Here is a 22586-nt window from a genome sequence, read left to right on the forward strand (position 1 = left end):
CCGCAATCATTTTTGGGATGCGATGCAGCATGGCGGGGCGTGATGGGGGGCGGCGTGCAGTGGCTGAAGCCCCTCCCGGGGGCGACGCCCGAGCTGGCTCACGCCTGCGCGGAACCGTCCTCGCCGGGGGAGGCCAGCCGCTCCAGCAGCATCACCGCCGCTTCGAGCATGACCTTCTCGGCCTCCGAGAAGTCGGCGAGCCGTGAGAGGAAGAACGCGTCCGTCCGCTCCGATGTCGCCGCGAGGATGCGGGTCCCCTCGGGCGTCATGCCGACCAGCGTGGACCGGCCGTCGTTGGCGTCGGGTGTCACCTCGACCAGGCCGTCCGCCGCGAGGTTGCCCACGATGCGCGTCACCGAGGACTTGCTGATCTTCTCCAGGCGGGCGAGGTCGGTCATCCGCAGCGGGCCGAACTTGTCCACGGACCAGAGAGTCGAATGGCGGGACGGGGTGATCGGCGTCGCGGCGGCGGACGGTTCACGCATCTGCCGCGACAGCCACATCGTGACCGTGCGCAGTCGCGCCAGGACAGCCTCGTCCTCGGCCCTCTCGGTCATCACTCTCCGTTCGGCGTGCCTGGGGGCTCGGCCCCCGGGGCCGGCTTCCGTGGAACTGGAGCCACGAGTGTAACGAGCCGTGGCCACACCGGCCGTCGCGGTTCCCCGCAGCCGCCTCAGGTGCGGTCGCCGACATGAATCGACCCACTCTTTGTCTGACAATTTTGAGGCCGTCTTGCCGTGTTGATGGCCCGAGTGCTTCGTTTTTGCAGCATCTATTGTCGTCGGATTTTCGCGGTGTTACGGTCACGCCCAACTTGTTCGACAATCCATGCGGCGGGCGCATGTGACTTACGAACCGAGCGGGACGTGGGCCCCAGCTGACCACAGCGATCGGGGCCGGTCCGCGGCGCAGGCGGCGACGTCGTGCGCGGGTGACTCCACCACGTCATGCGTCCCCCACCGACGAAAGGACCCGGACAGAGATGTCCCCTGATCTGAAGCGCCGTTCGTTCATGGCGGCCGGAGCGGCCGCAGCAGGCGCGACGCTCCTGCCCAATGCCTTCGCCGTGGCCAAGGCCTCGGCCGGCAAGAAGGGGGTGATGCTGATGAACCGGATCGGTCCCTCCGCGTCGACCCTCTACATCGCCGATGCCGACGGTTCCAACGAGCGCAGGTTGCTGCCGACCGGGGCGTTCGAGTACCACGCGGCCTTCTCCGCCGACGGGGCTTCGGTGTTCTTCACCTCGGAGCGCACCGGCGACGGCAACTCCGGGCTCTACCGGGCGAAGTCCGACGGATCCGGTGTCACGGCCCTGGTGGTCGACTCCGCGATGAACGACTGGGCGGTCCCGTCCCCGGACGGCACGAAGGTCGCCTACGTCTCCACGAGCGGCGACCACAAGGCCCATATATGGGTGCTCGACCTGGCCACCGGCAAGCGCACCAACCTCACAGGTACCAAGGCCCTCGCCGGTGACCCGGCAAGCCCGGACTGCCAGTTCCGCCCTTCCTGGTCGCCGGACAGTCAGTGGATCGCCTTCTCCAGCGACCGCAACACCACCTGGCGAGGCCACAGCGACGGCAAGGGCTGGGAACACACCCAGGAGCTGAGCGTCTACGTCATCCGCCCGGACGGCACCGGCTTCCGCCAGGTCGCCACCAAGGAGGGCTACTGCCTCGGTTCCCCGAAGTGGTCACCCGACGGGTCCCGGATCGTCTTCTACGAGATCACCGTCGAAGGAACCTGGGGCGCCCACCGCCCCGAGGCCATCGGAACCGTCGAGTCCCAGATCGTCTCGGTCGACGTCGCGACCGGGGGCCGGACCGAGCACACCTCCGGCGCCGGTCTGAAGGTCGCTCCCCAGTACCTGAGCGCCACCGAGATCGGATACCTCGTCAAGGGCGGCGCGAACGAGGGGCTGGCCTACACCGGCGGTGCCCGGCCCGCGGTCAAGAGGGCGCTTCGCTCCCCGGTCTGGTCGGCCGACGGCAAGTCGGTCATCTATGAGAAGCCCGACTACACCACCCGTGCGCTGGACAAGCCCCTCTACAGCTGGGACAGCGACTGGGACTACCGCTTCTGCGACGTGTTCCCGGTGGTCTCCAGGTCCGGCCGCCTGGCGATCACCAGCAAGCAGAGCGGCAACTCCTCGATCGTCACCATGCGAGCGGACGGCTCCGACCAGAAGGTCGTCTTCGACAGTGCCACCTCGGACCTCGACCAGGGGCAGCTCGAACACGGCCTGGCCGGCGCATTCCGTCCCGCGTGGTCGCCCGACGGGAAGTGGATCGCCTTCGGCCTGGGGGGCTGGTTCCAGACCCGCGCGACCGCGAAAGCCGTGGTGGTACGCGTCCCTGTCGACGGTTCCTCGGCCGCCCAGGTGCTCACCGACGGCTCGGTCAACGCCGGATTTCCGAGCTACTCGGCGGACGGCACCAAGCTCGTCTACCGGTTGTGGGGAGCGCAGATGGGTCTGCGCATTCTCGACCTCAAGACCGGTGCGACGACCGTCCTGACCACCGAATCCGACAACCTGCCCGACTGGTCACCGGACGGCAAGCTCATCCTCTTCACCCGGAAGACCAGCGCCACCAACTTCGACGTGTGCACCATCAAGCCCGACGGCACCGGTCTGAAGATCCTCACGACCACCGGCGCGAACGACGGGCACGCGGTCTGGAACCCCGACGGCCGCATCCTCTACAACAGTGGGATGTACGGATTCCGTGAGGAGGCCGCGCTCTACGACGACACCTTCCAGCCCTACGGCCAGATCTTCAGCATGAAGGCGGACGGGTCCGGCATCAAGATGCTGACGGACAGCCAGTGGGAGGACTCGATGCCGATCTACCTCACCAACGCCCAGCTCGCCGCCCGGTAAGGGCTCAGACTGCCGCTGCCCCGAAGCGCTCGGCCGACGGCCCCGCGGCGAGCATCGTCGTTCCGGTGCCCGACGACACATGTCGTCGGACCGGGGGCCCGGGTGGGATCCCTTCACCCGGGCCCCCGCGCCCGCGTCCCCGGCGGCCACCCGGCTCCGGCCTCGGGTGCCTCGCCTACCGCTCAGGTCCTCGACGGCGGAAGCTGTGCCGGAGTCCGGCGGCGGGTCGGCGAGCATCGTTGTGAGTCCATGTGCTGAGCACCCCTTGGAGTGAAGTCGTGGCCCAGACCTCCTCGTGGTCGCCCGATCCCCGTCGGTGCCCCGACCCGCGTCGCGGTGAGGCCTGCGGCCCACGCCGCGTCGACATCGGCCTCCCGGTCGTCGACGAACAGGAGCCGTTGCCGGTCGGTGACGGCATATATGGGGTCACCCTTCCGCAGGCCAGGGGCGCATGTGGCGGGGGGTTCGAGGGTCGGCCATGCGTGCAGCCACCATGCCGTCTCGCGGGACGGAGGTTCAGGGGAGCGGTGGTGCTCGAGACAAGTGCCATCCGGGACGCGTAGTTCAGGGTGATGTGAGGGTGCGGTGCTGGCTCCCGTGCTGGTTCGGTGCTGACCGAAAGCCCACGGCATCACCCGTCCTCACTTGTCCCGTGCTGACTTGGTGCTGACTACGCTCCGGTGAACTCGGGCGTCTGGGATTGATCGGCTCGGATTCGTGGTGTGGCAGGTTGACGACGTACACATGCAAGTGCTCAACCAGGTACGGCGCTACCTACCTGTCCCGCGCACTCCGGGCCGGCTCTTCAGGGGGCGTCGGAGAATCGCACGCGCACCGCGAGGAGGTCACCCGACGGATCCAGATCGGCGATCACCGGGAAGTAGCCGTCGCCCCAGGTCGTCATCGCGCACAGCACTCGGGCATCACCGAGATCCACGGATCCGGCCTCGACGTGCGAAGCACGTACCTCGCGCATGATCTGCCAGTGATGGGAGTGAGGCCGGAAGTCCACCGCCATGCGCCGTCCGGACTCGTCCTTCCATCTCAACACAGCGCGTGCCCTGTCCATGGCCTCCGGGACGGGCAGGCCAGTCCACCCGCGAACACCGTCCTCACCAGGCTCGCCCAGTTCGGGTGCGGCAAACGTCGCGGCCGCCTCGGCTGCCGCGGCACCCCAGAACGCCACATCGGCCAGACCGTCCACCGGCTCATCGTGCTGCCAGATGTTCAGAGCGTCGACGTCACCGAAAAGCACACGTGCCCGGTCCACGCCGATGTCACCCAGGGAAACCGATGACGTCACCCGGCCCTCGCCCATCCGGATGGAGATCTCGGACCAGCGTTCCCCGACACCATCGCCGTGGTCGACCCGTGTAGCCAGCACGGGCAGGTGCCGGCCTCGGGGTACGCCGCCTACGGCAACGACGGGAACGCCGAACATCAGGAAGCTGCCACCGCCCTCTTCACCTGTACGGCGGGCTCTTTGGGCATGGGACTCCCGAACCGGCAGGGACTCCAGCCGGGCGTTGAGGCCGGTGGACCGGCGGTGGCTGTCGAACGCCGCCTCGAACTCGGCAGCCTTCGAGGCCGGGATGTCATGGAGCCTGGAGCCCGGCTGCCGGCCAAAGGTCCGGACGGCTTCGGAAGCGTCCGGCCCGGTGACCACGAAGTCAAGGGCGCCCGTGACGTCGGCGGCCATGGCAGCGTCCTCGATCCCCAAGGAAGCCGGATCGATGTCCGCCGGCGACCGGTCTCCGCTCCACAGCCCCAAGTGGCCACCGTCAATGAGCACCAGGGTGCCGGACGGGCACGTGATGGTCCCCAGCTCGAACGTCTCTTCCATGGCGCGCGAGTCTACGGTCCTCCGGCAAGGCCGTCCCCAGGCGGGCGGCTCCGCTGCCGGACGGCCACCGGGGCTCTGCATCGCACAGCACGGGTATGCACGTTTTCACGTACCGCCCTGCGCACTTTCACGCGAACGCCGACACAGGTGACTGACGGAGAGCCGAGTCGGTCTCGCCGCACAGCCGCCGTCCGCACGAGGGGGCGTATTGCGTCGTGATCAATCTGCGGGGCTTGCTCCGCAGCAGGCTCTGGACCCAACCTTGATCAGGCCATCTGCTGATCACGACCGAATCCGCTCCCTATGACGCTCAGCAGAGCCAGGGCCTCGGCGCTGGGAGATCCCGGGGGCGCGCTGTAGAGCACGAGACACTGGTCCCGTTCGGTGAGGGTGAGTGTGTCGCAGTCGACCGTGACTTCTCCGACGGCCGGGTGGCGGAAGGTCTTCGTGAGCATGTGCGTGGCCTGCACGTCGTTCCGTTCCCAGAGGCGGGTGAAGTCGGGGCTGGCATCACGAAGTTCGTCGACGAGTCCGGTCACCGCGGGATCGGTGGGGTAGCGGGCGAGGGTCGTGCGGAGCCGCATGACGACGTTCAACCGGAACTCGGCGGTGTCGGAGAGCCCGTAGAGCGCCGCATCGGCGCCCTGTGGTGTGAGGAAGGCCCGGCGCGCGAGGTTCCGGTCGTCGGGGGCGAGCGGGGCGAAGTCTTCCATGAGTGCGGCCGCGAGATCGTTCCACGCGAGGACCTCGAAGGCGGCGGACGTCACGAAGCCCGCCGTTCGCGGCAGTCGTTCCAGAAGCGCGAGGATGCTCGGGCGGACGTCGCGCCGGTGCAGTCCGGTGCGGTTGGGTGCGGTGCCCGCGAGGAGGTGGAGGTGGTCGGACTCTGTGTCGGTGAGCCGCAGCGCGACAGTGATCGCGGCCAGGACGTCGCCCGAGGGGCGTGGCGCCCTGCCCTGTTCGAGCCGGGTGTAGTACTCCGTCGAGATGTACGCGAGGACTGCCACTTCCTCGCGGCGAAGACCTGGTGTGCGCCGGCGTGGGCCGGAGGGGAGGCCGACGTCCTGGGGCCGGAGCCGCTCGCGGCGGCTGCGGAGGAATGCCCCGAGCTCCTGCTTGTCCATATGGCAAGTGTGCGCGCAGTCCGGCGGCTGATCCTGGTACAGCCTGTGCCTGTATCCGCCCGGCAGCCGACCGGACGCTGTTGCCATGACGAACAACACGAACACCACGGACAGCGCACCAATCGGCATGCTCGACGGAAAGATCATCTTCATCACCGGCGCCAGCCGCGGGATCGGAGCGGCCGCGGCCCGGCTCTTCGCCTCCGAAGGCGCGGCTGTCGTGCTCGCAGCCCGCAGCACGGACGCCCTCGACCGCATCGTGAAGGAGATCCGCGCTGACGGCGGCGTCGCCGATGCCGTCACCTTGGACCTCGCCGACCCCACGAGCATCCGCGTCGCCGTTGACCACGTCGAAGCGCTTCACGGACGGCTGGACGGCGCCTTCAACAACGGCGCGGTTCCCCAGCGGCAGTTCGGCCCGGTCGAGACCACCAGCGACGAGGACATCGACGAGCAGTTCGCCGTGAACTTCCGTTCGCACTGGACTGCCATGACCGCCGAGGCCGCGCTCATGCGGCGAGGCGGCGGCGGGGCGATCGTCAACACCTCCAGCATCGGCAGCCGCCGAGCGAACCCCGCCCTACCCGCCTACGGCGCCATGAAGCGCGCGCTCAACAGCCTCACCGAGACCGCCGCGGTGAACTGGGCCGGCGACCGTATTCGAGTCAACGCCATCACCCCCGGCGGCACCGCCACCAGGATGATCGATACCTGGGAAGCGGCGACTCCCGGCGTCGTCGAGCAGATGACCAAGTCGATCCCGCTCGGTCGGATGGCGGAGCCCCGGCAGATCGCCGAGGCAGCCGCGTGGCTGCTCAGCGACCGAGCTTCGCACGTGACCGGCGCGACCCTGCCGGTCGACGGCGGCGCCGGCGCTTGACATGAGTGGCCCGGGTCCAGGGCACATGTGGTGGGGGCATGGTTCGAGGGTCGGCCCTGCGCGCAGCCACCATCCCGACTCGCGGGAAGGCGGTTCATGGAGCGGCGGGGCTGGAAACGAGTGCGGCCCGGGACGGTAGTTCAGGGTGATCTGACGGTGCGGTGCTGACTCCCGTGCTGGTTGGTGTTTACTACGCTCCGTCGAACTCGGGCGTTTGGGATTGATCGGCTCGGAGTCGTCGCGTGGCAGGCGGCCCGGCCCCGCGCTCCTCCGTGCGTGCCTGGGCTGCTGCGCACCGACCGCCGGCCGCACGCCCACCGAGGTCGAGGCGGACGCGTGCGGACGCGCCGAGGGTTGCTGCTGCTGCTCAGCGTCCCCACCGGTCGTGGCCCTGGAGAACCGGGTCACTCTGTTCCGCGACTTCCGATGAGTCGCCAGGGCGGTCCTCACTCCGGGGCGGCAACGCTGAAACAGCTCAGTCAGCCGCGTTCATGAACTCCAGCATGCGGCGGTTGACCTCCTCGGCGTGGTCGATGTGTGGTCCGTGTCCGGTGCCGGTGAGGATCTCCGCGTGGGCGCGGGGCACGAGCCGGGGGATTCGTTCCACCTGCCGTTGTGGGTGCACGAGGAGGCTCCGCCTGCCGAGCACCAGGTACAGGGGCGTGTGGATGGTGGCAAGTTCATCGTCGGCCAACGGCAGGGGCGCCGGGCGGCGCAGCCGGAAGGCGCGGGCGCCGGCGAGGGCCATTGATCGGAGTTCCGCGACGGTGAGGACCGGTTGTTCCAGCCAGGCTGCCAGGCGCGGGCGGAGGCGCCGGGGGGCGAAGCTCGCGAAGAGGCTGGCCATGATCCAGGCGTAGAAACGCAGGCCCACCTTCTCCAGTCCGCCGGGATCGAGGAGGGTGACCGAGGCCAGGCGACCGGGTTCCCGGTGTGCTTGGTTGAGGGCGAGCCAGCCGCCGTAGGAGGCACCGACCAGGTGGACCCGGTCGAGGCCGAGGCCCGCGAGTGTGGCCTCCAGTCAGCGCGCGGCGTCGCGGGGCTCGTGCAGCGGCTTGTGCTGGATGCTGCGACCCGGGTCGCCCGGTGTGTCGAGGGCGTAGACGGGGCGGTCGGCGCTGAGCGCTGCCGTGTTGGCGTACCACATGGCGGAGCAGGTGCCGGAGCCGTGGACGAGGACGACAGGGGTCCGCGCATCGGCGGCGGGATCGGTGGGGCCGTACCGGTAGACGTGTGTGGTGCCGTATTCCGTCTCCACGTCCTGTTGCGCACGTGCCGGAGCTCCCAGTGCGTAGACCGCGTCGCAGGCGGTGAAGTACCGCTCGCGCAGAGAGTCGTTGACGTAGCCACCGAGTGGGGGCGCGGTCGTGTCGTTGGGTGCGGTCGGACGCACGGGGCCACCTCATCTTCGAGATCCGTCTTTAATGGTACGACCGTATCACGAAATTGGTACAGGCGTACCATGAAAATCGCGCCGGGGCGGCGTGAGGGCGACGGGTGAGGAGTGGCGTGATGCCCAAGCGGGTGGACCACGAGGAGCGGCGGCGGCAGATCGCGGCCGCGCTCGTGCAGGTGGCCGGACGTCGAGGGCTGCATGCGGTCGGGATGCGCGAGGTCGCCGCCGAGGCAGGTGTCTCCCTGCGGCTCGTCCAGTACTACTTCGAGACCAAGGAGAAGCTGCTGCTCTTCGGGCTGCAGTACCTGGCGGCCCGGCTGGTGGAGCGGGTCACTGCGAAGCTGCGGGAGGCGGGGGAGGGTGCGGGACCGCGGCGGACGACCGAGGCGCTCCTCCTTGCCTCGCTGCCGACCGACGAGGAGAGCCGCATCTTCCACCTCGTCTACACGTCCTACGCCGTCCTGACGGTCACCGACGAGGCACTGGCCGCCCAGCCCTTCCGGGACGACCCCGATGCGGCGGAACAGACCATCACCGCCCTCATCCGTCAGGCTCAGCAGGACGGCGACGCACGCCCCGGCCTCGATGCGCACGCCGAAGCCGTAGGTCTGCTGGCCATGTCGGCGGGCATGGGCATCAGCGTCCTTGTCGGCCAGCGCGATGCCGCGTCCGCCGAGGCGCTCCTCGGCCACCACCTGGATCGCATTTTTGTGCGAAGGCCTTCGTGACTCCGTCGTACGGCCGTCCGCTGAGCGAGGCATGACATGACGTGACTGAAGGTCCTGGCACGGTTCGGCGAGATCTCTTCCGGGCGGCCCGGACGCGCCGTCAAGACCCGTCAGGTCGTGCTGCGTTTCCACGTCGGCTCCGTGACGACGCCGCCGGCCGCGGGCCCCGGGAGAACCCGGCTGTTGACGTGATCGTAGGCTGTTCCGGGCCGGTGACCTGCGAAGGGTTCACGCACGGGGCAGCGAGGGCGGTGCTCCGCGAACGGGCGGAGCCGGGGCGCTCGGCCTCCGGCGTCGTCCGGCCGGCACCACCCTGGGCCCAGTCGGCGGGCGGCCTCCACGATTCGGCGGCAAGGATCTTCATGCAGGGCGTTCTCACCGGCTTCGCGGTCATCGCCGTGGTCATAGGAATCGGCTACCTCCTCGGGCGACGTGGGCACCTGGGGAAGGACGGCCGAACCGTCCTGACAGGGCTCGCCTTCAACGTCGCGACGCCCGCGCTGCTCTTCACGACACTGGCGCGGGCGGACCTCACCGTCATCTTCTCGCCGCGTCTCCTGGTCACCGCCGCGGGAACGGCCACCGCGGCAGCCCTCTTCGTCGTCGTCGGGCTCCTGAGGGGATGGGGCGCCGGCCCGGTCACCATAGGCGCCCTCTGCTCCAGCTACGTCAACGCGGGAAACCTCGGCATCCCGATCGCCGTGTACGTCCTGGGGGACGCCTCGCTCGTCGCCCCCGTACTGCTCTTCCAGCAGATCGTGGTCACCCCGCTGGCACTGACCATCCTCGACCTGACCCGGCCCGGGGAGCCGCGCCCCCTGCGGCAGCGCGTGATCACGCCGTTCCGCAACCCGATGGCGATCGGTTCCCTGTCCGGTGTCACGGTGGCCGCCGTCGGATGGACCGTCCCTCAGCCGGCGCTCGAACCGCTCACACTGATCGGCAACATGTCGGTCCCCGCGGTGCTGCTCGCCTTCGGGATGTCCTTGCGCGGCAGCGGGGTGCCCGCACGCGGGGAGAACCGTTCCGCCATCATCCTGTCGGCCTTCCTCAAGACGACGGTGCAACCGCTCGTCGCGCTGGGGATAGGTGCGGGAGTCCTTCATCTGCGAGGCGCGGCCCTGCTGGACGTGGCCGTGACCTCGGCGTTGCCCGCGGCCCAGAACCTCTACACCTATGCCTCGCAGTACCGGGTCGCCGAACGGCTCGCAAGGGAATCGATACTGCTGTCCACGGTCGTGTCGGTTCCGGTGCTCATCACCATCGCCGCACTCCTGGGATAGGGGACGGCGAGAGGTGCGTGCCCCGTTCGGAGCACACGCGGGACACGCGCCGGGCGTGTCCCCGGGCGACCGGACGCGCACGCACGAGGCGCTCGCCCGGGCGGGAACCCGGGCGAGCGCCTCGTGACAGGTGTTCCTGACCCGTCAGGACTGTTCTGACCCGGTCCTCGGTGCGGGAACCACCCCGGGCCGGACGGGCTCGTCGCGGCGCGACCGGTGGGACATCCAGGCGGCCACCAGAGCGCCGGAGATGTTGTGCCAGACGGAGAACACCGCCGCCGGCAGGGCCGCCAGCGGGCTGAAGTGGGCCGTCGCGAGTGACGCGGCGAGCCCCGAGTTCTGCATGCCCACCTCGAAGGCCATGGCACGGCTCGCCGGCCTGCCGAGACCGGAGAGCTTGCCGGCGCCGTAACCGAGGGCGAGCCCGAGGCCGTTGTGCAGCACGACGGCGACCAGCACCGTCACCGCCGCGGACTTGATCGTCCCGGCGCTGCCGGCCACGACGGCGCAGACGATCGCGGCGATGGCCAGGGACGACAGCCAGGGCATGAACCCCAGAACCCGGTCGACGAGCCGGCCGGCGAGAAGCCGCACGACCAGGCCGCCCAGGACGGGGAGCAGCACCGTCTTGAGGATGTCCGTGATCATCGAACCGGCGTCCACCGGAAGATACGCACCCGCCAGCAGAAGCGTGAGCGGCGGTGTCACCAGCGGGGCGACGAGGGTGGAGACGGTGGCCACGGAGACCGACAGCGCGACGTCCCCCCGCGCGAGGAAGGTCACGACGTTGGACGCCGTCCCGCTCGGCGCGCAGCCGACCAGGATGAGTCCGGCCGCGAGCTGCGGTGGAAGACCGAGCAGATGGGCGATCGCCCAGCCGAGTCCCGGCATGATGACGTAGTGGGCGACCAGGCCGATGGCCACGGCCCACGGGCGCCTCGCCACGCCCCTGAAATCGAGCGGCGTCATCGTCAGTCCCATGCAGAACATGACGATTCCGAGCAGGTACGGAACCGACTCCGTCCAGCCGTCGAACGTGCCGGGAGTGACGAGGCCGGCGACACCCGCGGCGAGCACGAGTACGGGGAACACCGTGACGGCCCGTCGCGCCGCCTTGTCGTCGGATCCCGTTTGATCAGGGGTCATCTGTTCGGTTTGCACAGGCGCGATCACACGCCGCGGGTGGTGACCGGCGCAAGCGCGTCTCACCATGTGGTCGATGTGTCCAGGATGTGTGCACCGGGTGTGGGGATCGCGTGGGTGCGGCAGCCGTAGCTCACGCCTCGGCCCACGGCTCGGATGCCGGCGCCACGGCTCCCGGCACGCTCATGGACGCCGTACCCGGCCGGCCGGGGATGCGGAGGCCCGGTACGGAGGGCAACGTGGGGGAGTGCCGCAGCTGCTGAGAACCCATTGGATCCCCGTCGGCCTGATCGTGCTGGCCGTGGTGGTCGACCTGGCCACACCGCACGACGTCACATCAGCGCCGCTGCTCATCGCGGCGCCGGTCGCCGCGGCACCCCTGGCCGGGGTCCGCGGGATCATCGCCGTGGGGATCACGGCGATGATCGTCCACGCGTTCCTCGCACGCGTCGACGGGACCTTCGGTTGGCGCGCGGGTGTGGCCAACCAGATCACCCTCGCGGCCGTCACCGCGCTCGCGGTCCTGATCCATCGCATGCTGCGCAGACAGGATTCCCGCGCCCGGCGAGCCCAGTACGTCGCCGCCGTCGCGCAGCGCGCGCTGCTGCCCAGGCCACCCGCGTACCTGGGGGACCTGCGGGTCGGCGCGCGGTACGTCCCCGCCGAGAGCGAGGCACTGATCGGCGGGGACCTGTACGTCGTGCAGAACACCCCCTACGGAATCCGCGCGATGGTCGCGGACGTGAGAGGGAAGGGGCTCGGCGCCGTCAGCGCGGTCAGTGCCGACCTCGGTGCCTTCAGGTACGCGGCTGACGAGGCGGAGGACCTGCCGCAGCTGGTTCACCGGCTGGAGTGGGCGCTCCAGCGTGAGGGAGGCCGCCGAGGGGGCACCCAGCGGGAGGAGGGCTTCACCACGGCCCTCATCGCGGAGTTCTCCGAGGACCTGGGGACCGTGCGCCTCGTCAACCGGGGCCACCCCCCGCCCGTGCTGATCGACACCAGCGGCGGCGCCACCCTCCTGGAGACCTCCGAGGAGTCACCCCCGCTCGGCATGAGCGATCTGAGCGATCTGGGCGCGTGGCACACGCCGGTCGACAGCTTCGCCTTCCCCGCCGGATCCACACTCCTCTGCTACACCGACGGGGTCACCGAGTCCCGGGACGCCGCGGGGCGTTTCTACGACCCGGTCGGCCGCCTTCCGCACCTGCTCGGCAGACGCCTCGCCTCCGGTGCCCGGCTCACGCCGGGACAGATCCTGGACCTGCTGATCCAGGACGTCGGCCGCCACTCCGGCGGCCGTCCCCACGACGACCAGGCGATGCTGGCCCTGCACCGCGTCCGCGCCGGCCCGGTCCGCGCACGGCGCGGCCCGGCGATGCCGCCCGTCTGAACGAACGGACCGGCCCGTTTCGCCGTGCGACGGCACGGACATGATCCGATGGTGACGGAGAGTCGTGAGGCACTTGCCTGGACGCTGAAGAGCGAGCACCCGGACCCGGCCGGTCATCTGACGGTGCGGCGCCGCACCTACGTACAGCCGGACGGCAAGGACTCGGACTGGGACATCCTCGACGGTCCGCGGACGGTCGCACTGGTCGCGTTCACGGAAGAAGGCCGGGGCATCCTCGTCCGGCAGTACCGGCCGGGTCCCGGCAAGGTCCTGGCAGAGCTCCCCGGTGGCGCGATCGAGCCCGGGGAGGACGTCCTGCACGCGGCGGCACGGGAGCTGCTCGAGGAGACCGGATACCGTGCCGGCACCACCGAAGTCGTGATGCGGACGTATCTGGCCTCCTACGCGACCCACAGGAGATACGCGGTGCTCGCGAGGGACTGCCGCAAGGTCGCCGACCCCACCCCTGACGCGGAGGAGTTCGTCGACCCGTTCACCCTGGACCAGGACGCCTACACGGAGCATCTCCTCGGCGGTGAGTACACGGACGCGGACGTCGGTCTGGCCGGCCTCGTCGCGGCCGGACTTCTCGTCAGAAGGCGCTGAGCCGCCGTACGGCGGGCGACGCGAAGATGTGCGAGGGCGGCCCATCCGGTTCACACTCGGATCATGCCGACCGACAAGAGCCCCTCGGACGCCGGCCGGAGCGTGGCGGACCCGCCGGCCGGGCGGAGTGACGCCAACCGGACGCTGACCCTGGCGGCGATGCTCTTCGCCGTGTCGATGACGTTCATCGACCAGACGATCGTCTCCATCGCCGCCCCTCGCATCATCGACGAACTCGGCCTCTCGTCCTCCGGCATGCAATGGGTCGTCAACGCCTACCTGCTCGCCCTCGCGGCCTTCTTCGCGCTCGGCGGAAGGCTGTCCGACATCCTCGGCCACCGCAGGGTGATGGTGGCCGGCACCCTGCTCTTCGTCCTCTCCTCCGTGCTGTGCGGGTGCGTCCCGGAGGGTGACTTCGCACAGAGCTGGCTGATCATCTTCCGTGCGACCCAGGGGCTCGGGGCGGCACTGATGTTCCCCGCGGCCCTCGCCGTCGTCATCGCGGTCTTCCCGGTGGACAAGCGGGGCCGGGCCCTCGCGCTGTTCTTCGGGATCTCGGGGGCGCTGACGGCGGTGGGCCCGCTGCTCGGCGGATGGCTGACCGGCTGGACCTGGCGGGCCATCTTCTGGGTGAACGTACCGGTCGCCGTGATCGCCCTGGTCCTGGCCGCCATGGCCCGCATCCCCGAGACCCGTCGTCGGGAGAAGCTCGACGTGCCCGGTGCCGTCCTGATCGCGGTGGGCATGGGGCTGAGCGTCCTCGGCTTCCAGCAGGCGTCAGCGTGGGGCTGGAGCAGCGTCCTCACCTGGTTGTGCATCGTGGGCGGGCTCGCCGTCCTGGTGGTGTTCTGCCGCTACGAGCTCCGGGTGGAGGAGCCGCTGATCAAGCTGCGGGTGTTCAGGGACCGGGCGTTCACCGTCGACATGCTCGTCCTCTTCTTCGCGATGCTGGCCTTCGTCCCGGTGTTCTTCTTCGCCTCCGTGTACGCACAGGTCTCGCTGAGCGCTTCCCCGAACCAGGCCGCACTGTACCTGCTGTACTTCTTCATCGGCTTCGGGATCGCGTCCCAGTGGGGCGGGCGGATCCTCGACCGGCGGGGAGCCCGCCCGGCGATGAAGCTCGGTACGGCGCTGGGCGCCGTGGGGTTCGCCCTGTGGGCGAACAAGCTCACGGACCTCTCGATGCACGACCAGTGGCCGTACGCCGCACTCGCCGGCGCGGGTATCGGATTCCTCCTCGCCCCGGCCTCCACCGACGCCGTCAACCGGTCGATCGGCGCCTCGTACGGCGAGGTCACCGGTGTCACCCAGACCGTACGCAACTACGCGGCCAGTGTCGGCATCGCCGTCTTCGGGACGGTCCTCACCCACGTCACCACCGACCGGGTCGTGGAGACGCTGACCTCCAGGGGAGTGCCCGAGGGCCCGGCCGGTGACGCGGCCAGGTCGGTCGCCGAGGCCGTCACCGGGAATCCGGACGCCCGGGCGCCGTCCGGCGACGGCCGGATCGCCACCCTGATGCGGGATTCGATGGACGCCGTCCGGCTGGACTTCGCCGAGGCCAACCAGTGGGTCTTCTACGGAATGGCCATCGCGCTCGCCATCGCCTACCTGTGCGCCCACCGGCACCCGGGCACCAGGGTGACCGGGGAGGCCCCCACGGACGAGCCCGCGCGCCCCGGGCGGGGAGCCCCGGACGGCTCCGGCTGAGCGGATTTGGTTGCCCCGGTTCCTCAGGAATCCGTCGCGGCCAGGTCGGACTCGCCGCGCAGCACACAGAACTCGTTGCCCTCGGGATCGGCGAGCACCGCCCAGCCGGTCCCGTCGGGATTCCGGCGGTCGGCGACCAGGGTGGCACCGACCTCCAGGAGCCGCTCCACCTCCTGCTCACGTGACGTCTCCGGGCGGAGGCACAGATGGAGCCGGTTCTTCGTCCTCTTGGGCTCGGACACCTGATTGAAGTACAGCGCGGGGCCCTGGGGCAGGAGCACCTGGGTCTCCCTGCTCCCCGGCCCGTCCTCCGGATCGAGCGGGCAGCCCGTCACACTGCTCCAGAACCGGGCCAGTTCGTAAGGGTCCGCACAGTCGACCGCGATGTTCTGCACCAGGGAAACCATGTGCGCAGCATCCCGGATCGCGGTCGCCCGGCGCCAACCGGGTCCCGAAGGACCGCTGCCCCCGACCGGATGCTCCGGCCCGGCGCGCGGCCAGGACGGCCGACCTCACCTCGACGATGGTGAGAACGGACCAGTAATGGTGAGTCTGTTCCACGCGTCGGGCGTACGGTCCGTCCTAGCGTTGCCGTGCGGGGAACCTCCCGTCGTCCCTCCACCGAGGACCTGATCCCATGCCGATGCAACCCTGGTTCACCGATGCCAAGCTGGGCATCTTCCTCCACTACGGCATCTACGCCGTCGACGGCGTGGCCGAGTCGTGGTCCTTCTACGACGGGCAGCTCTCGCGCGAGGAGTACCTGCGACAGCTGAACGGCTTCACCGCGTCGCGGTACGACCCCCGCGCCTGGGCGGAACTCTTCGCCCGCGCCGGAGCCCGGTACGCCGTGCTCACCGCCCGGCACCACGACGGCGTGGCCCTGTGGGACACCGAGCAGGGGGACCTGAACGTCGCGAAGCACACCCCGGCCGGCCGCGACCTCCTGGCCGGATACGCCGACGCCCTGCGTGAAAGGGGCCTCGGAGTGGGCCTGTACTACTCGCACTCGGACTGGAACCACCCGGACTACGCAAGCGTGGTGCATCCGCGGCCCACGACGGAGGACGTGGCCACCCACCCCCTCGTCGCCCCGGAGGGAGGAGTGGAGGACCCGGCAGCCTGGGAGCGGTACGTCGCCTACCGGGACGCCCAGGTCGGGGAACTGGTCGAGCGCTACCGGCCGGACTTGCTGTGGTTCGACGGCGAATGGGAACGCAGCGAGGAGCAGTGGCGGATGCGTGAGCTCTCGGAGAAGATTCTCGCCGCCGCCCCGGACACGGTCCTCAACGCCCGGATGCTCAGCTACGGCGACTACGCCACCCCCGAGCAGGGCGTACCGCTGCTGGCGCCGGACGGGCCCTGGGAGCTGTGTCTGACCGTCAACGACTCCTGGGGCTTCCAGCACCGGGACCACAACCAGAAGTCCGTGCGCCTGCTGGTGCGGTACTTCACCGAGACCATAGGCATGGGCGGGAACCTGCTGCTGGCCGTCGGCCCCCGTGAGGACGGCACGATCCCGGCCGAGCAGGTCGAGCGGCTCGAGGGCCTCGGAGACTGGATCGGCCGGCACTCCGAGGCCGTGTACGGCACGGTCGCCGGGCTCCCGGCCGGACACCACTACGGCCCCAGCACCCTTGCCGCCGACGGTCGCACCCTCTACCTGGTGTGCTTCGACGTCCCACGCGAGTCCGTCGGGGTGCGCGGACTGCGCACCCCGGTCAAGCGGGTGAGCGTGCTCGGCACCGGTGCCGAACTCCCGCACCGGACCGTCGGCGGCCTGGAGGAGGTCCCCGGCGTGCTGTGGATCGACGCGCCCCGGGCGGGGGACGTCGACGAGCAGGCGACCGTCCTGGCCGTGGAACTCGAAGGCGAGCTCGACCTGTACCGGGGCGCCGGCCGGGACTGAGCCCTCCGAGGACTCAGCCGCCGGCGCGGACCGCGCGCGGAGACGCGCCAAGTACGCGTCGGCACGCCTTGTTGAAGGACTGCAGGTCCTCCACGCCGACCGCCGCCGCCACCGCCGGGATCGGGAGCGTCGACTCGCGCAGCAGATGACGAGCCCTCTCCATCCTGCGGCGGCGGATGCAGGCCACGACGGTCTCCCCGGTCTCCGCGCGGAAGAGGCGCAGCAGGTGGTTGTGCGACACCCCCGCCGCACGTGCCACCTCGGGGACCGTCAGCCGCCCGGCCAGGTTCGACTCGATGTACGCGACGGCGGCGGCGAACGAGGCGTGCGGGCGGCTCTCACGGCCCGCCGGCTCGGCGAGTTCGGCCAGCTGCCACAGGGCGGACCACACCTCGGCATCCGCCCGGCGGGGACTGCGCGGGGCGGCGGCGATCGCCCGGAGCAGCAGGTCCGAGAGGAGAGGGGTGAGCGCACCGACGTCCTGCATCACCGGGAGGGTCAGCGCTGGTCCTGTCCCGGGGAGGCGCAGATGGGCGTAGAGGTGCTCGGACCGCCCGCGGTAGCGGAACCGCACCTCCGCGCCGGGTGGGACCAGACTCACCCGTCCGGGGCGGACGGCATGCGCGACACCGTCGACGAGGAGATCGGCCGAGTAGCGGTAGTGGTGCAGCTGCCAGAGGTCGGGCAGCCGGAACACGTCCACCTGACCCGTCGTCCCGTGCACGCCGACACCGAGACTCAGCACCTGCGGCGGTTCGTCGAGCCGCACCCCCACGGAGTGTCCCGGCCGGACCCAGTGACTGTCGGGCATGGGGAAAATCTACCAGTGAGCAGTGTGGTGAAGGCTGTCCCGCTCCCGCACATGGGGGCGCCACGGTCAGGTGCGTCCGCGGGCGCGGGCGCGGTCGTCGTCCGCTTCCGGGCTTCCCGAACGGCGAGATCTCCGCGCCCCTGTCACAGGTGTGCGGCGCCCGCGGCAGGGGAGGCGTGACACATGCACTCCTGGAATCTCGACGACATGCCCGACCTCTCCGGCACCACCGCGGTGGTTACCGGCGCCAACAGCGGAATCGGAGCCGTGACGGCCCTCACCCTCGCCCGGTCCGGAGCGCGGACCGTGCTCGCCTGCCGCGACCACGAGCGGGGCAGCCGGGCGCTGGACGCCGTACGCCGCGCCGTGCCGGGATCCGACACCCGGCTCGTACCGCTGGACCTCGCGGACCTGTCCTCGGTGGCCGACGCCGCCGGCCGGATCGCGAAGGAGACCGACGGCCGGCTGGACCTCCTGGTGAACAACGCCGGCGTCATGGCGTTGCCCTTGCTGAGGACGGCCGACGGTTTCGAGATGCAGTTCGGGACCAACCACCTCGGCCACTTCGCGCTCACCCACCACCTGCTGCCGCTCCTGGGAACGGGAGGCATGTCGCGGGTCGTCACGGTGTCGTCGCTGGGCCACCGCATCGGGCGGATCGACTTCGACAACCTCAACGCGGAACGCGGCTACGACAAGTGGCGCGCCTACATGCAGTCCAAGCTCGCCAACCTCCTCTTCACCGCCGAGCTCCAGCGTCGCGCCGACGCGGCGGGACGACCGATCCTCTCGCTGGCGGCCCACCCCGGCCTCTCCGCGACGGAGCTCGGCCAGGCGGGTCCCCGGCTCGCGGGACGGACCTGGGCCGCGAAGGTTGAACGCCTGACGCGGGTCTACACACAGCGGCCTTCGGCCGGTGCGCTGCCCGTCCTGTACGCGGCCACCCTGCCCGACGCGCTCGGCGGGAGCTACTACGGGCCCCGGCTGCTGGGAGAGACCAGGGGAGGCCCCGCACCCGCACGCACGTCCACCCGTGCTCAGGACATGGACACGGCGCGGGCCCTGTGGGAGGAGTCGGCCCGCCTGACCGGGGTGTCTCCGGACGCGCTCTGAATCCCCGCGGTCCCGGCCCCTGTCGGGGGCGGGACCGCGGGCGTGAGGTCAGGCGTTCGCCAGACGCAGGTCGGCACCGCCCGCACGCAGTCCCTCGGCGGCGGCCTCCGCGAGGGAACCGTCGGTCACGATCGTGTCGAACGCGCTGAGCGGGGCGACCCGGAACTTGCCGAAGGTGCCGTACTTCGAGGACCCGGCAACGAGTACGCTCGCCCCGGTGCACTCCATGGCCGCCTGTTTGACCTCCACCTTCGCCGCGGAAGGCGTGGTCACCCCGCGCAGCAGGTCCCAGGAACTGGTGCTGATGAAGGCGATGTCAAGGGCGAGCTGACGCAGCGTCGTGGCCGCCAGTCGTCCCACGCTTGACCGGTTGGACGGGTCCACCTGCCCGCCGATGTGTATGACGTCGAGCTGGGTCGAGGCCATCAGGCGGTCGACGGTGGTGAAGTCGTTGGTGACGACTGTGAGCGACTCGTGGCGTGCGAGCAGCGGCACCATGGCAAGCAGTGTCGTGCCGGCGTCCAGGTAGACCGTCATGCCCTCCCGGACCAATTCGGCCGCCGCCGTTGCCATCGCCTGCTTCTCGGGCTGCTCCATCAGGGTCTTGGCCTGGAAGCTGGGCTCGCTCTGCAGATGACTCGCGATCCGCGCCCCGCCGGGCACGGAGAACACCAGTCCCTGACGTTCCAGTTCCGCGATGTCACGACGTACGGTCATGTGGGAGACGCCGAAGAGCTGCGTGATCTGCTGCACGCTCAGGACACCGTCCCGCCGCAGGTGCTTCAACAGGAGCTCACGCCGTTGATCGGGGATCAGGGGCAACTGCTCGTCGTCCGCCACTGCTTCTTACCTTTCCTCTCGCGACCACCGCGGCCGCTGCTCGATTGTGCCGTCCCGGCACGCAGCCGCCCAACAGGACGTGGCTTTCAGGAGCCGATGAAGGTGCTGAGGAGCAGCACGCCGCCGAGACTGAGGAGTGACTGGAGGGAGAGCATCAGCGTCCAGGTGCGGAATGTCTGGGCCACCGACAACTGGTAGTACTCCTTGAACAGCCAGAACCCTGAGTCGTTGACGTGCGACAGCATGACCGCGCCCGACGAGGTGGCCAGCACCAGCAGTTCGGGCGAGAGGCCTGGGTAGGCGCCGATGAGGGGAGCGACGATCCCGGTGGCCGCAGCCGTCGCCACCGTCGCCGAGCCGAGACAGATGCGCAGGAGCGCCGCGACCAGCCAGGCCAGCAACAGCGGGGGGATGGACCAGTCCACCGCGTAGTCCGAGATCAGCTTGTCGATGCCGGTCGCGGTGAGCATCGCCTTGAGTCCGCCGCCGGCCCCGAGGATGAGCACGATCCCGCCGACGGGTCCCAGGCCCTTGCCCGCCATCTTCTGCAGTTGGCCGAGCCCGAACCCCGACCGCAGGCCCAGGGCGAAGAAGGCGAAGACCACTGCGGCCAGCAGGGAGATGACGGAGGAGTCGCATGCCTCGAAGAACGAGTAGGGCAGGGAGCCTTCTGCGGTGTTCGACGTCCCGACCGTGCCTATGAGCATCAGGACGGGCGGCAGCAGCACCGTGATCAGTGCCAGCACGAACGAGGCGGGCCGCTTGCGGTTCTCCGGTTCCGGGCCTGTTTCGGGTACCGGGCCGTTGTCGAGATCAGGCGCGGGGCCGAACCACCGGGACGCGACCCTCGTGAGCAGCGGTCCGCTGACCACGGCGATCGGGATGCCGATGATCAGGCCGTAGAGGATGGTCAGCCCGGTGTTCGCGCCGTACGCCGAGACGGCCAGCGTGGGGGAGGGGTGGGGCGGGAGCAGTCCGTGGGATATGTAGAGGCCGGCGGCGAGCGGCAGGCCCACGTACAGGAGGTGCGTATCGGTGCGCTTGGCGACGGCGTACACCAGGGGCACCAGCATGACGAAACTGACGTCGAAGAGGTGCGGCATCCCGATGAGCAGTGCGGCCGCGGTGATCGCCGTGGGGATCCACTTGACCGGCCGTGCGCCGATGAACGCGGTGGCTATCCGGTCCGCACCGCCGGAGCCGAGAAGGATCCCACCGAGAACCGTGCCGAGTCCGATGGTGGGCCCGGTGCTCTTCAGCGCGTCGCCGAAGCCGTCCTGGAAGTGCTCGACGGTGTCTCCCGGCCCGATCCCCGCAGCCAGGCCCAGCCCGAGTGCGGACAGTGCCAGGGCCAGGAACGGGTGGAGCTTCGCCTTGGTGATCAGGAGGATCAGAACGACGACCGCGGCCGCGCCCAGCAGGAGGTGTTGGAGGTCGGTCTTCATCAACGGCTCGCAGAGGACTCAGAGGAGGAGGTGCGGGGGGCGCGTGAGACGCGCCCCGACGTCCAGGCATCCAGCAGCCCGAGGTCGGGGTCGGCGAGATCGTCCAGTGTGAGGAGGGCGCCCGCCCGGACGTCGCGTGCGAGCGTCGCGTGGGCGGCGAGGTACAGCGGCGCCGTGTCCTCGGGGGCGTCCTCGTCGCGGAGAAGGACTGCCTGGACCCCGGTCACGTCGTGATGGTGGCCGCCCATGTCCAGACGGGTGCCGGAGGGCAGATCGCGCAGGGCGCGTCCGCCGAGCACGGCGTGGGCGCGCGGGTCGGTGCCGCCGGAGGGGCGGCCGTGGAGCACCGCGGAGAGCAGGGAGACCGGTGTCTCGACGCCCATGAGGTGGTAGGGCAGGTAGATCGCCGCGTACCGGCCGTCCCTGCTGACCACGTGGCCCTTGCCGCGCAGTGTCTCCCAGGTGACCGGGTCGCCCGTCCGTACGACGACGAAGACCCCGCCGGCGAAGGACGCCTCGCCCGGGAGCCGTAGCGCGCTGAACACGTCGACCGCGCCCGGACGGTGGAGGAGACCTCCGTCCTCCCGCAGGGCGTAGACGTCGGCGAGCTCGGCGATCCGGGCCACCGGGTAGTGGAGGCGTTCGACGTCGGGCCGGAAGCCGGTGCCGGTGGCGACCACGGCCATTTCGCAGTAGTCGGCGGTGGCACCGACCGGCAGTTCGGCCACGGCGGTGGCGCGTGCGGCGAGCGTGGCGCGAACGTCGTCCCCCAGGCTCAGCAGCTCTGCCAGGGCGGGAGCCGACACAATGGTGTCGAGCTGGGTGACCGACCCGGTCGCCGGGTCGAAGACGAGGTCGTACTCGCTGGACTTTCCGATCGCCACGATGTCGAGGCCGAGCAGTTCGGCCCATGTCACCAGGGCGATCAGGTTCGCGGGCTGGTCGCCGTCGGCCGTGGTGTAGACGACTCCGTGATCCTGTGCCAGATCTGCGAGGTGCAGCCCGGCGACCGAGTCGACCTCCTTGCTGACCATGGCGACGTGGCGGCCGCCGGTCAGCGCCTCCCGGGCCATCGCGTAGCCCTCGGCCGGGCTTCCGGTCGCCTCGACCAGGATGTCCCAGGGTGCCGCGGTCAGCAGAGCGCCGTCCGCGACCAGGGCGACCGACCCCGCTGCAACGGTGCGAGCGACCTCGTCCGCCTTCTCGCAGACGGCCACGTGGTCCGGCTGGTGACCGAGCTCCACCAGCATGTCCCGCAGGCGTTCCACATCACGGTCGCACAGGACGGCGGGGGCCAGACGGCCGGTGCGGCCGGTCTGGGCCAGCAGGGTCCGGGCGAAGCCCCCGCCGGCTCCGGAAAGTGCGTAGCGCACGGTCCGGTCGCCGGATCCGGCGAACAGATGATGCAGATTCATTGGTTCTCCTAGACGTCCGCAAGGCGGGTTCAACGGCTCCAGCACGCACGGGCCCGGCTACAGCGGGGG

The 22586-nt window shown here is 70.2% G+C and carries 18 protein-coding genes and 1 pseudogene; 9 read left to right on the forward strand and 10 right to left on the reverse strand.

All coding sequences use genetic code 11. The annotated features are described in order from the left end of the window. Positions 1-98: 98 nt before the first annotated feature. Positions 99-557 carry a MarR family winged helix-turn-helix transcriptional regulator gene (locus ACGFNN_RS06580; RefSeq protein ID WP_393553574.1) on the reverse strand — a complete coding sequence of 153 codons (459 nt, stop codon included), beginning with the start codon at positions 555-557 and terminating at the stop codon, positions 99-101. A 425-nt stretch (positions 558-982) separates the two neighbouring features. Here ACGFNN_RS06580 and ACGFNN_RS06585 point away from each other — a divergent pair, with 425 nt between their 5' ends. Next, on the forward strand, positions 983-2881 hold the full coding sequence (locus ACGFNN_RS06585; RefSeq protein WP_393553576.1) for a TolB family protein: 1899 nt from the start codon (positions 983-985) through the stop codon (positions 2879-2881). Between the two features lie 805 nt (positions 2882-3686). Here the strand turns inward: ACGFNN_RS06585 and ACGFNN_RS06590 are convergent. Further along, entirely contained in the window at positions 3687-4724 is a 1038-nt protein-coding gene (locus ACGFNN_RS06590; RefSeq protein WP_393553578.1) for a hypothetical protein, read from the reverse strand. Positions 4725-4990: 266 nt separating this feature from the next. Continuing rightward, positions 4991-5848 carry a helix-turn-helix transcriptional regulator gene (locus ACGFNN_RS06595; RefSeq protein WP_393553580.1) on the reverse strand — a complete coding sequence of 286 codons (858 nt, stop codon included), beginning with the start codon at positions 5846-5848 and terminating at the stop codon, positions 4991-4993. 85 nt (positions 5849-5933) lie between these two features. On the opposite strand from ACGFNN_RS06595, the gene ACGFNN_RS06600 reads away from it, so the two are divergent. Next, positions 5934-6728, forward strand: a complete 795-nt coding sequence (locus ACGFNN_RS06600) for an SDR family NAD(P)-dependent oxidoreductase (protein WP_393553582.1) — start codon at positions 5934-5936, stop codon at positions 6726-6728. 475 nt (positions 6729-7203) lie between these two features. Here the strand turns inward: ACGFNN_RS06600 and ACGFNN_RS06605 are convergent. Continuing rightward, positions 7204-8121: pseudogene (locus ACGFNN_RS06605) on the reverse strand (alpha/beta fold hydrolase). A gap of 119 nt (positions 8122-8240) precedes the next feature. On the opposite strand from ACGFNN_RS06605, the gene ACGFNN_RS06610 reads away from it, so the two are divergent. Together ACGFNN_RS06610 and ACGFNN_RS06615 are read left to right on the forward strand one after the other, a co-directional pair. Then, complete coding sequence (locus ACGFNN_RS06610) at positions 8241-8852, forward strand: TetR/AcrR family transcriptional regulator (RefSeq protein ID WP_393553584.1); 612 nt, start codon at positions 8241-8243, stop codon at positions 8850-8852. 362 nt (positions 8853-9214) lie between these two features. Next, positions 9215-10135, forward strand: a complete 921-nt coding sequence (locus ACGFNN_RS06615) for an AEC family transporter (protein ID WP_393553586.1) — start codon at positions 9215-9217, stop codon at positions 10133-10135. Positions 10136-10279: 144 nt separating this feature from the next. Here the strand turns inward: ACGFNN_RS06615 and ACGFNN_RS06620 are convergent, their stop codons facing one another. Further along, complete coding sequence (locus tag ACGFNN_RS06620; RefSeq protein WP_393553588.1) at positions 10280-11281, reverse strand: bile acid:sodium symporter family protein; 1002 nt, start codon at positions 11279-11281, stop codon at positions 10280-10282. Between the two features lie 244 nt (positions 11282-11525). Between ACGFNN_RS06620 and ACGFNN_RS06625 the strand changes: the two genes are divergently transcribed. The 3 genes from ACGFNN_RS06625 (at position 11526) to ACGFNN_RS06635 (ending at position 14984) form a co-directional block, all read left to right on the forward strand. After that, positions 11526-12668, forward strand: coding sequence for a PP2C family protein-serine/threonine phosphatase (locus ACGFNN_RS06625; RefSeq protein ID WP_393553590.1), 1143 nt, complete (start codon positions 11526-11528; stop codon positions 12666-12668). A gap of 51 nt (positions 12669-12719) precedes the next feature. Further along, on the forward strand, positions 12720-13274 hold the full coding sequence (locus tag ACGFNN_RS06630; RefSeq protein WP_393553592.1) for an NUDIX hydrolase: 555 nt from the start codon (positions 12720-12722) through the stop codon (positions 13272-13274). 63 nt (positions 13275-13337) lie between these two features. Further along, the gene (locus ACGFNN_RS06635) at positions 13338-14984 is read left to right on the forward strand and encodes an MFS transporter (RefSeq protein WP_393553594.1); all 1647 of its coding nucleotides are present in this window, start codon (positions 13338-13340) and stop codon (positions 14982-14984) included. 23 nt (positions 14985-15007) lie between these two features. Here ACGFNN_RS06635 and ACGFNN_RS06640 read toward each other — a convergent pair whose 3' ends face one another. Beyond that, on the reverse strand, positions 15008-15391 hold the full coding sequence (locus ACGFNN_RS06640; protein ID WP_393553596.1) for a VOC family protein: 384 nt from the start codon (positions 15389-15391) through the stop codon (positions 15008-15010). Positions 15392-15621: 230 nt separating this feature from the next. Here ACGFNN_RS06640 and ACGFNN_RS06645 point away from each other — a divergent pair, with 230 nt between their 5' ends. Further along, positions 15622-16893 carry an alpha-L-fucosidase gene (locus ACGFNN_RS06645; protein ID WP_393553598.1) on the forward strand — a complete coding sequence of 424 codons (1272 nt, stop codon included), beginning with the start codon at positions 15622-15624 and terminating at the stop codon, positions 16891-16893. A gap of 13 nt (positions 16894-16906) precedes the next feature. Here ACGFNN_RS06645 and ACGFNN_RS06650 read toward each other — a convergent pair whose 3' ends face one another. Continuing rightward, positions 16907-17704 carry a helix-turn-helix domain-containing protein gene (locus ACGFNN_RS06650; protein ID WP_393553600.1) on the reverse strand — a complete coding sequence of 266 codons (798 nt, stop codon included), beginning with the start codon at positions 17702-17704 and terminating at the stop codon, positions 16907-16909. 183 nt (positions 17705-17887) lie between these two features. Here ACGFNN_RS06650 and ACGFNN_RS06655 point away from each other — a divergent pair, with 183 nt between their 5' ends. Continuing rightward, positions 17888-18817, forward strand: a complete 930-nt coding sequence (locus ACGFNN_RS06655; RefSeq protein WP_393553602.1) for an oxidoreductase — start codon at positions 17888-17890, stop codon at positions 18815-18817. 48 nt (positions 18818-18865) lie between these two features. On the opposite strand, the gene ACGFNN_RS06660 is transcribed toward ACGFNN_RS06655, so the two are convergent. The 3 genes from ACGFNN_RS06660 to ACGFNN_RS06670 form a co-directional block, all read right to left on the reverse strand. Further along, entirely contained in the window at positions 18866-19657 is a 792-nt protein-coding gene (locus tag ACGFNN_RS06660; protein ID WP_393553604.1) for a DeoR/GlpR family DNA-binding transcription regulator, read from the reverse strand. 86 nt (positions 19658-19743) lie between these two features. Beyond that, complete coding sequence (locus ACGFNN_RS06665) at positions 19744-21102, reverse strand: gluconate:H+ symporter (RefSeq protein ID WP_393553606.1); 1359 nt, start codon at positions 21100-21102, stop codon at positions 19744-19746. Continuing rightward, on the reverse strand, positions 21102-22517 hold the full coding sequence (locus ACGFNN_RS06670; RefSeq protein WP_393553608.1) for a homoserine dehydrogenase: 1416 nt from the start codon (positions 22515-22517) through the stop codon (positions 21102-21104). The genes ACGFNN_RS06665 and ACGFNN_RS06670 overlap by 1 nt, the downstream gene beginning before the upstream one ends. Between the last annotated feature and the right edge of the window lie 69 nt (positions 22518-22586).

The sequence above is a fragment of the Streptomyces sp. NPDC048590 genome (genome assembly GCF_043199535.1).
GTDB lineage: Bacteria > Actinomycetota > Actinomycetes > Streptomycetales > Streptomycetaceae > Streptomyces.

What these genes read in the sequence shown, in the direction of transcription:
- ACGFNN_RS06615 (WP_393553586.1), top strand. Translation starts at nt 9,215, where the DNA reads ATGCAGGGCGTTCTCACCGGCTTCGCGGTCATCGCCGTGGTCATAGGA.
- ACGFNN_RS06580 (WP_393553574.1), bottom strand. Translation starts at nt 557, where the DNA reads ATGACCGAGAGGGCCGAGGACGAGGCTGTCCTGGCGCGACTGCGCACG.
- ACGFNN_RS06665 (WP_393553606.1), bottom strand. Translation starts at nt 21,102, where the DNA reads ATGAAGACCGACCTCCAACACCTCCTGCTGGGCGCGGCCGCGGTCGTC.
- ACGFNN_RS06610 (WP_393553584.1), top strand. Translation starts at nt 8,241, where the DNA reads ATGCCCAAGCGGGTGGACCACGAGGAGCGGCGGCGGCAGATCGCGGCC.
- ACGFNN_RS06590 (WP_393553578.1), bottom strand. Translation starts at nt 4,724, where the DNA reads ATGGAAGAGACGTTCGAGCTGGGGACCATCACGTGCCCGTCCGGCACC.
- ACGFNN_RS06650 (WP_393553600.1), bottom strand. Translation starts at nt 17,704, where the DNA reads ATGCCCGACAGTCACTGGGTCCGGCCGGGACACTCCGTGGGGGTGCGG.
- ACGFNN_RS06640 (WP_393553596.1), bottom strand. Translation starts at nt 15,391, where the DNA reads ATGGTTTCCCTGGTGCAGAACATCGCGGTCGACTGTGCGGACCCTTAC.
- ACGFNN_RS06645 (WP_393553598.1), top strand. Translation starts at nt 15,622, where the DNA reads ATGCCGATGCAACCCTGGTTCACCGATGCCAAGCTGGGCATCTTCCTC.
- ACGFNN_RS06635 (WP_393553594.1), top strand. Translation starts at nt 13,338, where the DNA reads ATGCCGACCGACAAGAGCCCCTCGGACGCCGGCCGGAGCGTGGCGGAC.
- ACGFNN_RS06595 (WP_393553580.1), bottom strand. Translation starts at nt 5,848, where the DNA reads ATGGACAAGCAGGAGCTCGGGGCATTCCTCCGCAGCCGCCGCGAGCGG.
- ACGFNN_RS06670 (WP_393553608.1), bottom strand. Translation starts at nt 22,517, where the DNA reads ATGAATCTGCATCATCTGTTCGCCGGATCCGGCGACCGGACCGTGCGC.
- ACGFNN_RS06655 (WP_393553602.1), top strand. Translation starts at nt 17,888, where the DNA reads ATGCACTCCTGGAATCTCGACGACATGCCCGACCTCTCCGGCACCACC.
- ACGFNN_RS06585 (WP_393553576.1), top strand. Translation starts at nt 983, where the DNA reads ATGTCCCCTGATCTGAAGCGCCGTTCGTTCATGGCGGCCGGAGCGGCC.
- ACGFNN_RS06620 (WP_393553588.1), bottom strand. Translation starts at nt 11,281, where the DNA reads ATGACCCCTGATCAAACGGGATCCGACGACAAGGCGGCGCGACGGGCC.
- ACGFNN_RS06600 (WP_393553582.1), top strand. Translation starts at nt 5,934, where the DNA reads ATGACGAACAACACGAACACCACGGACAGCGCACCAATCGGCATGCTC.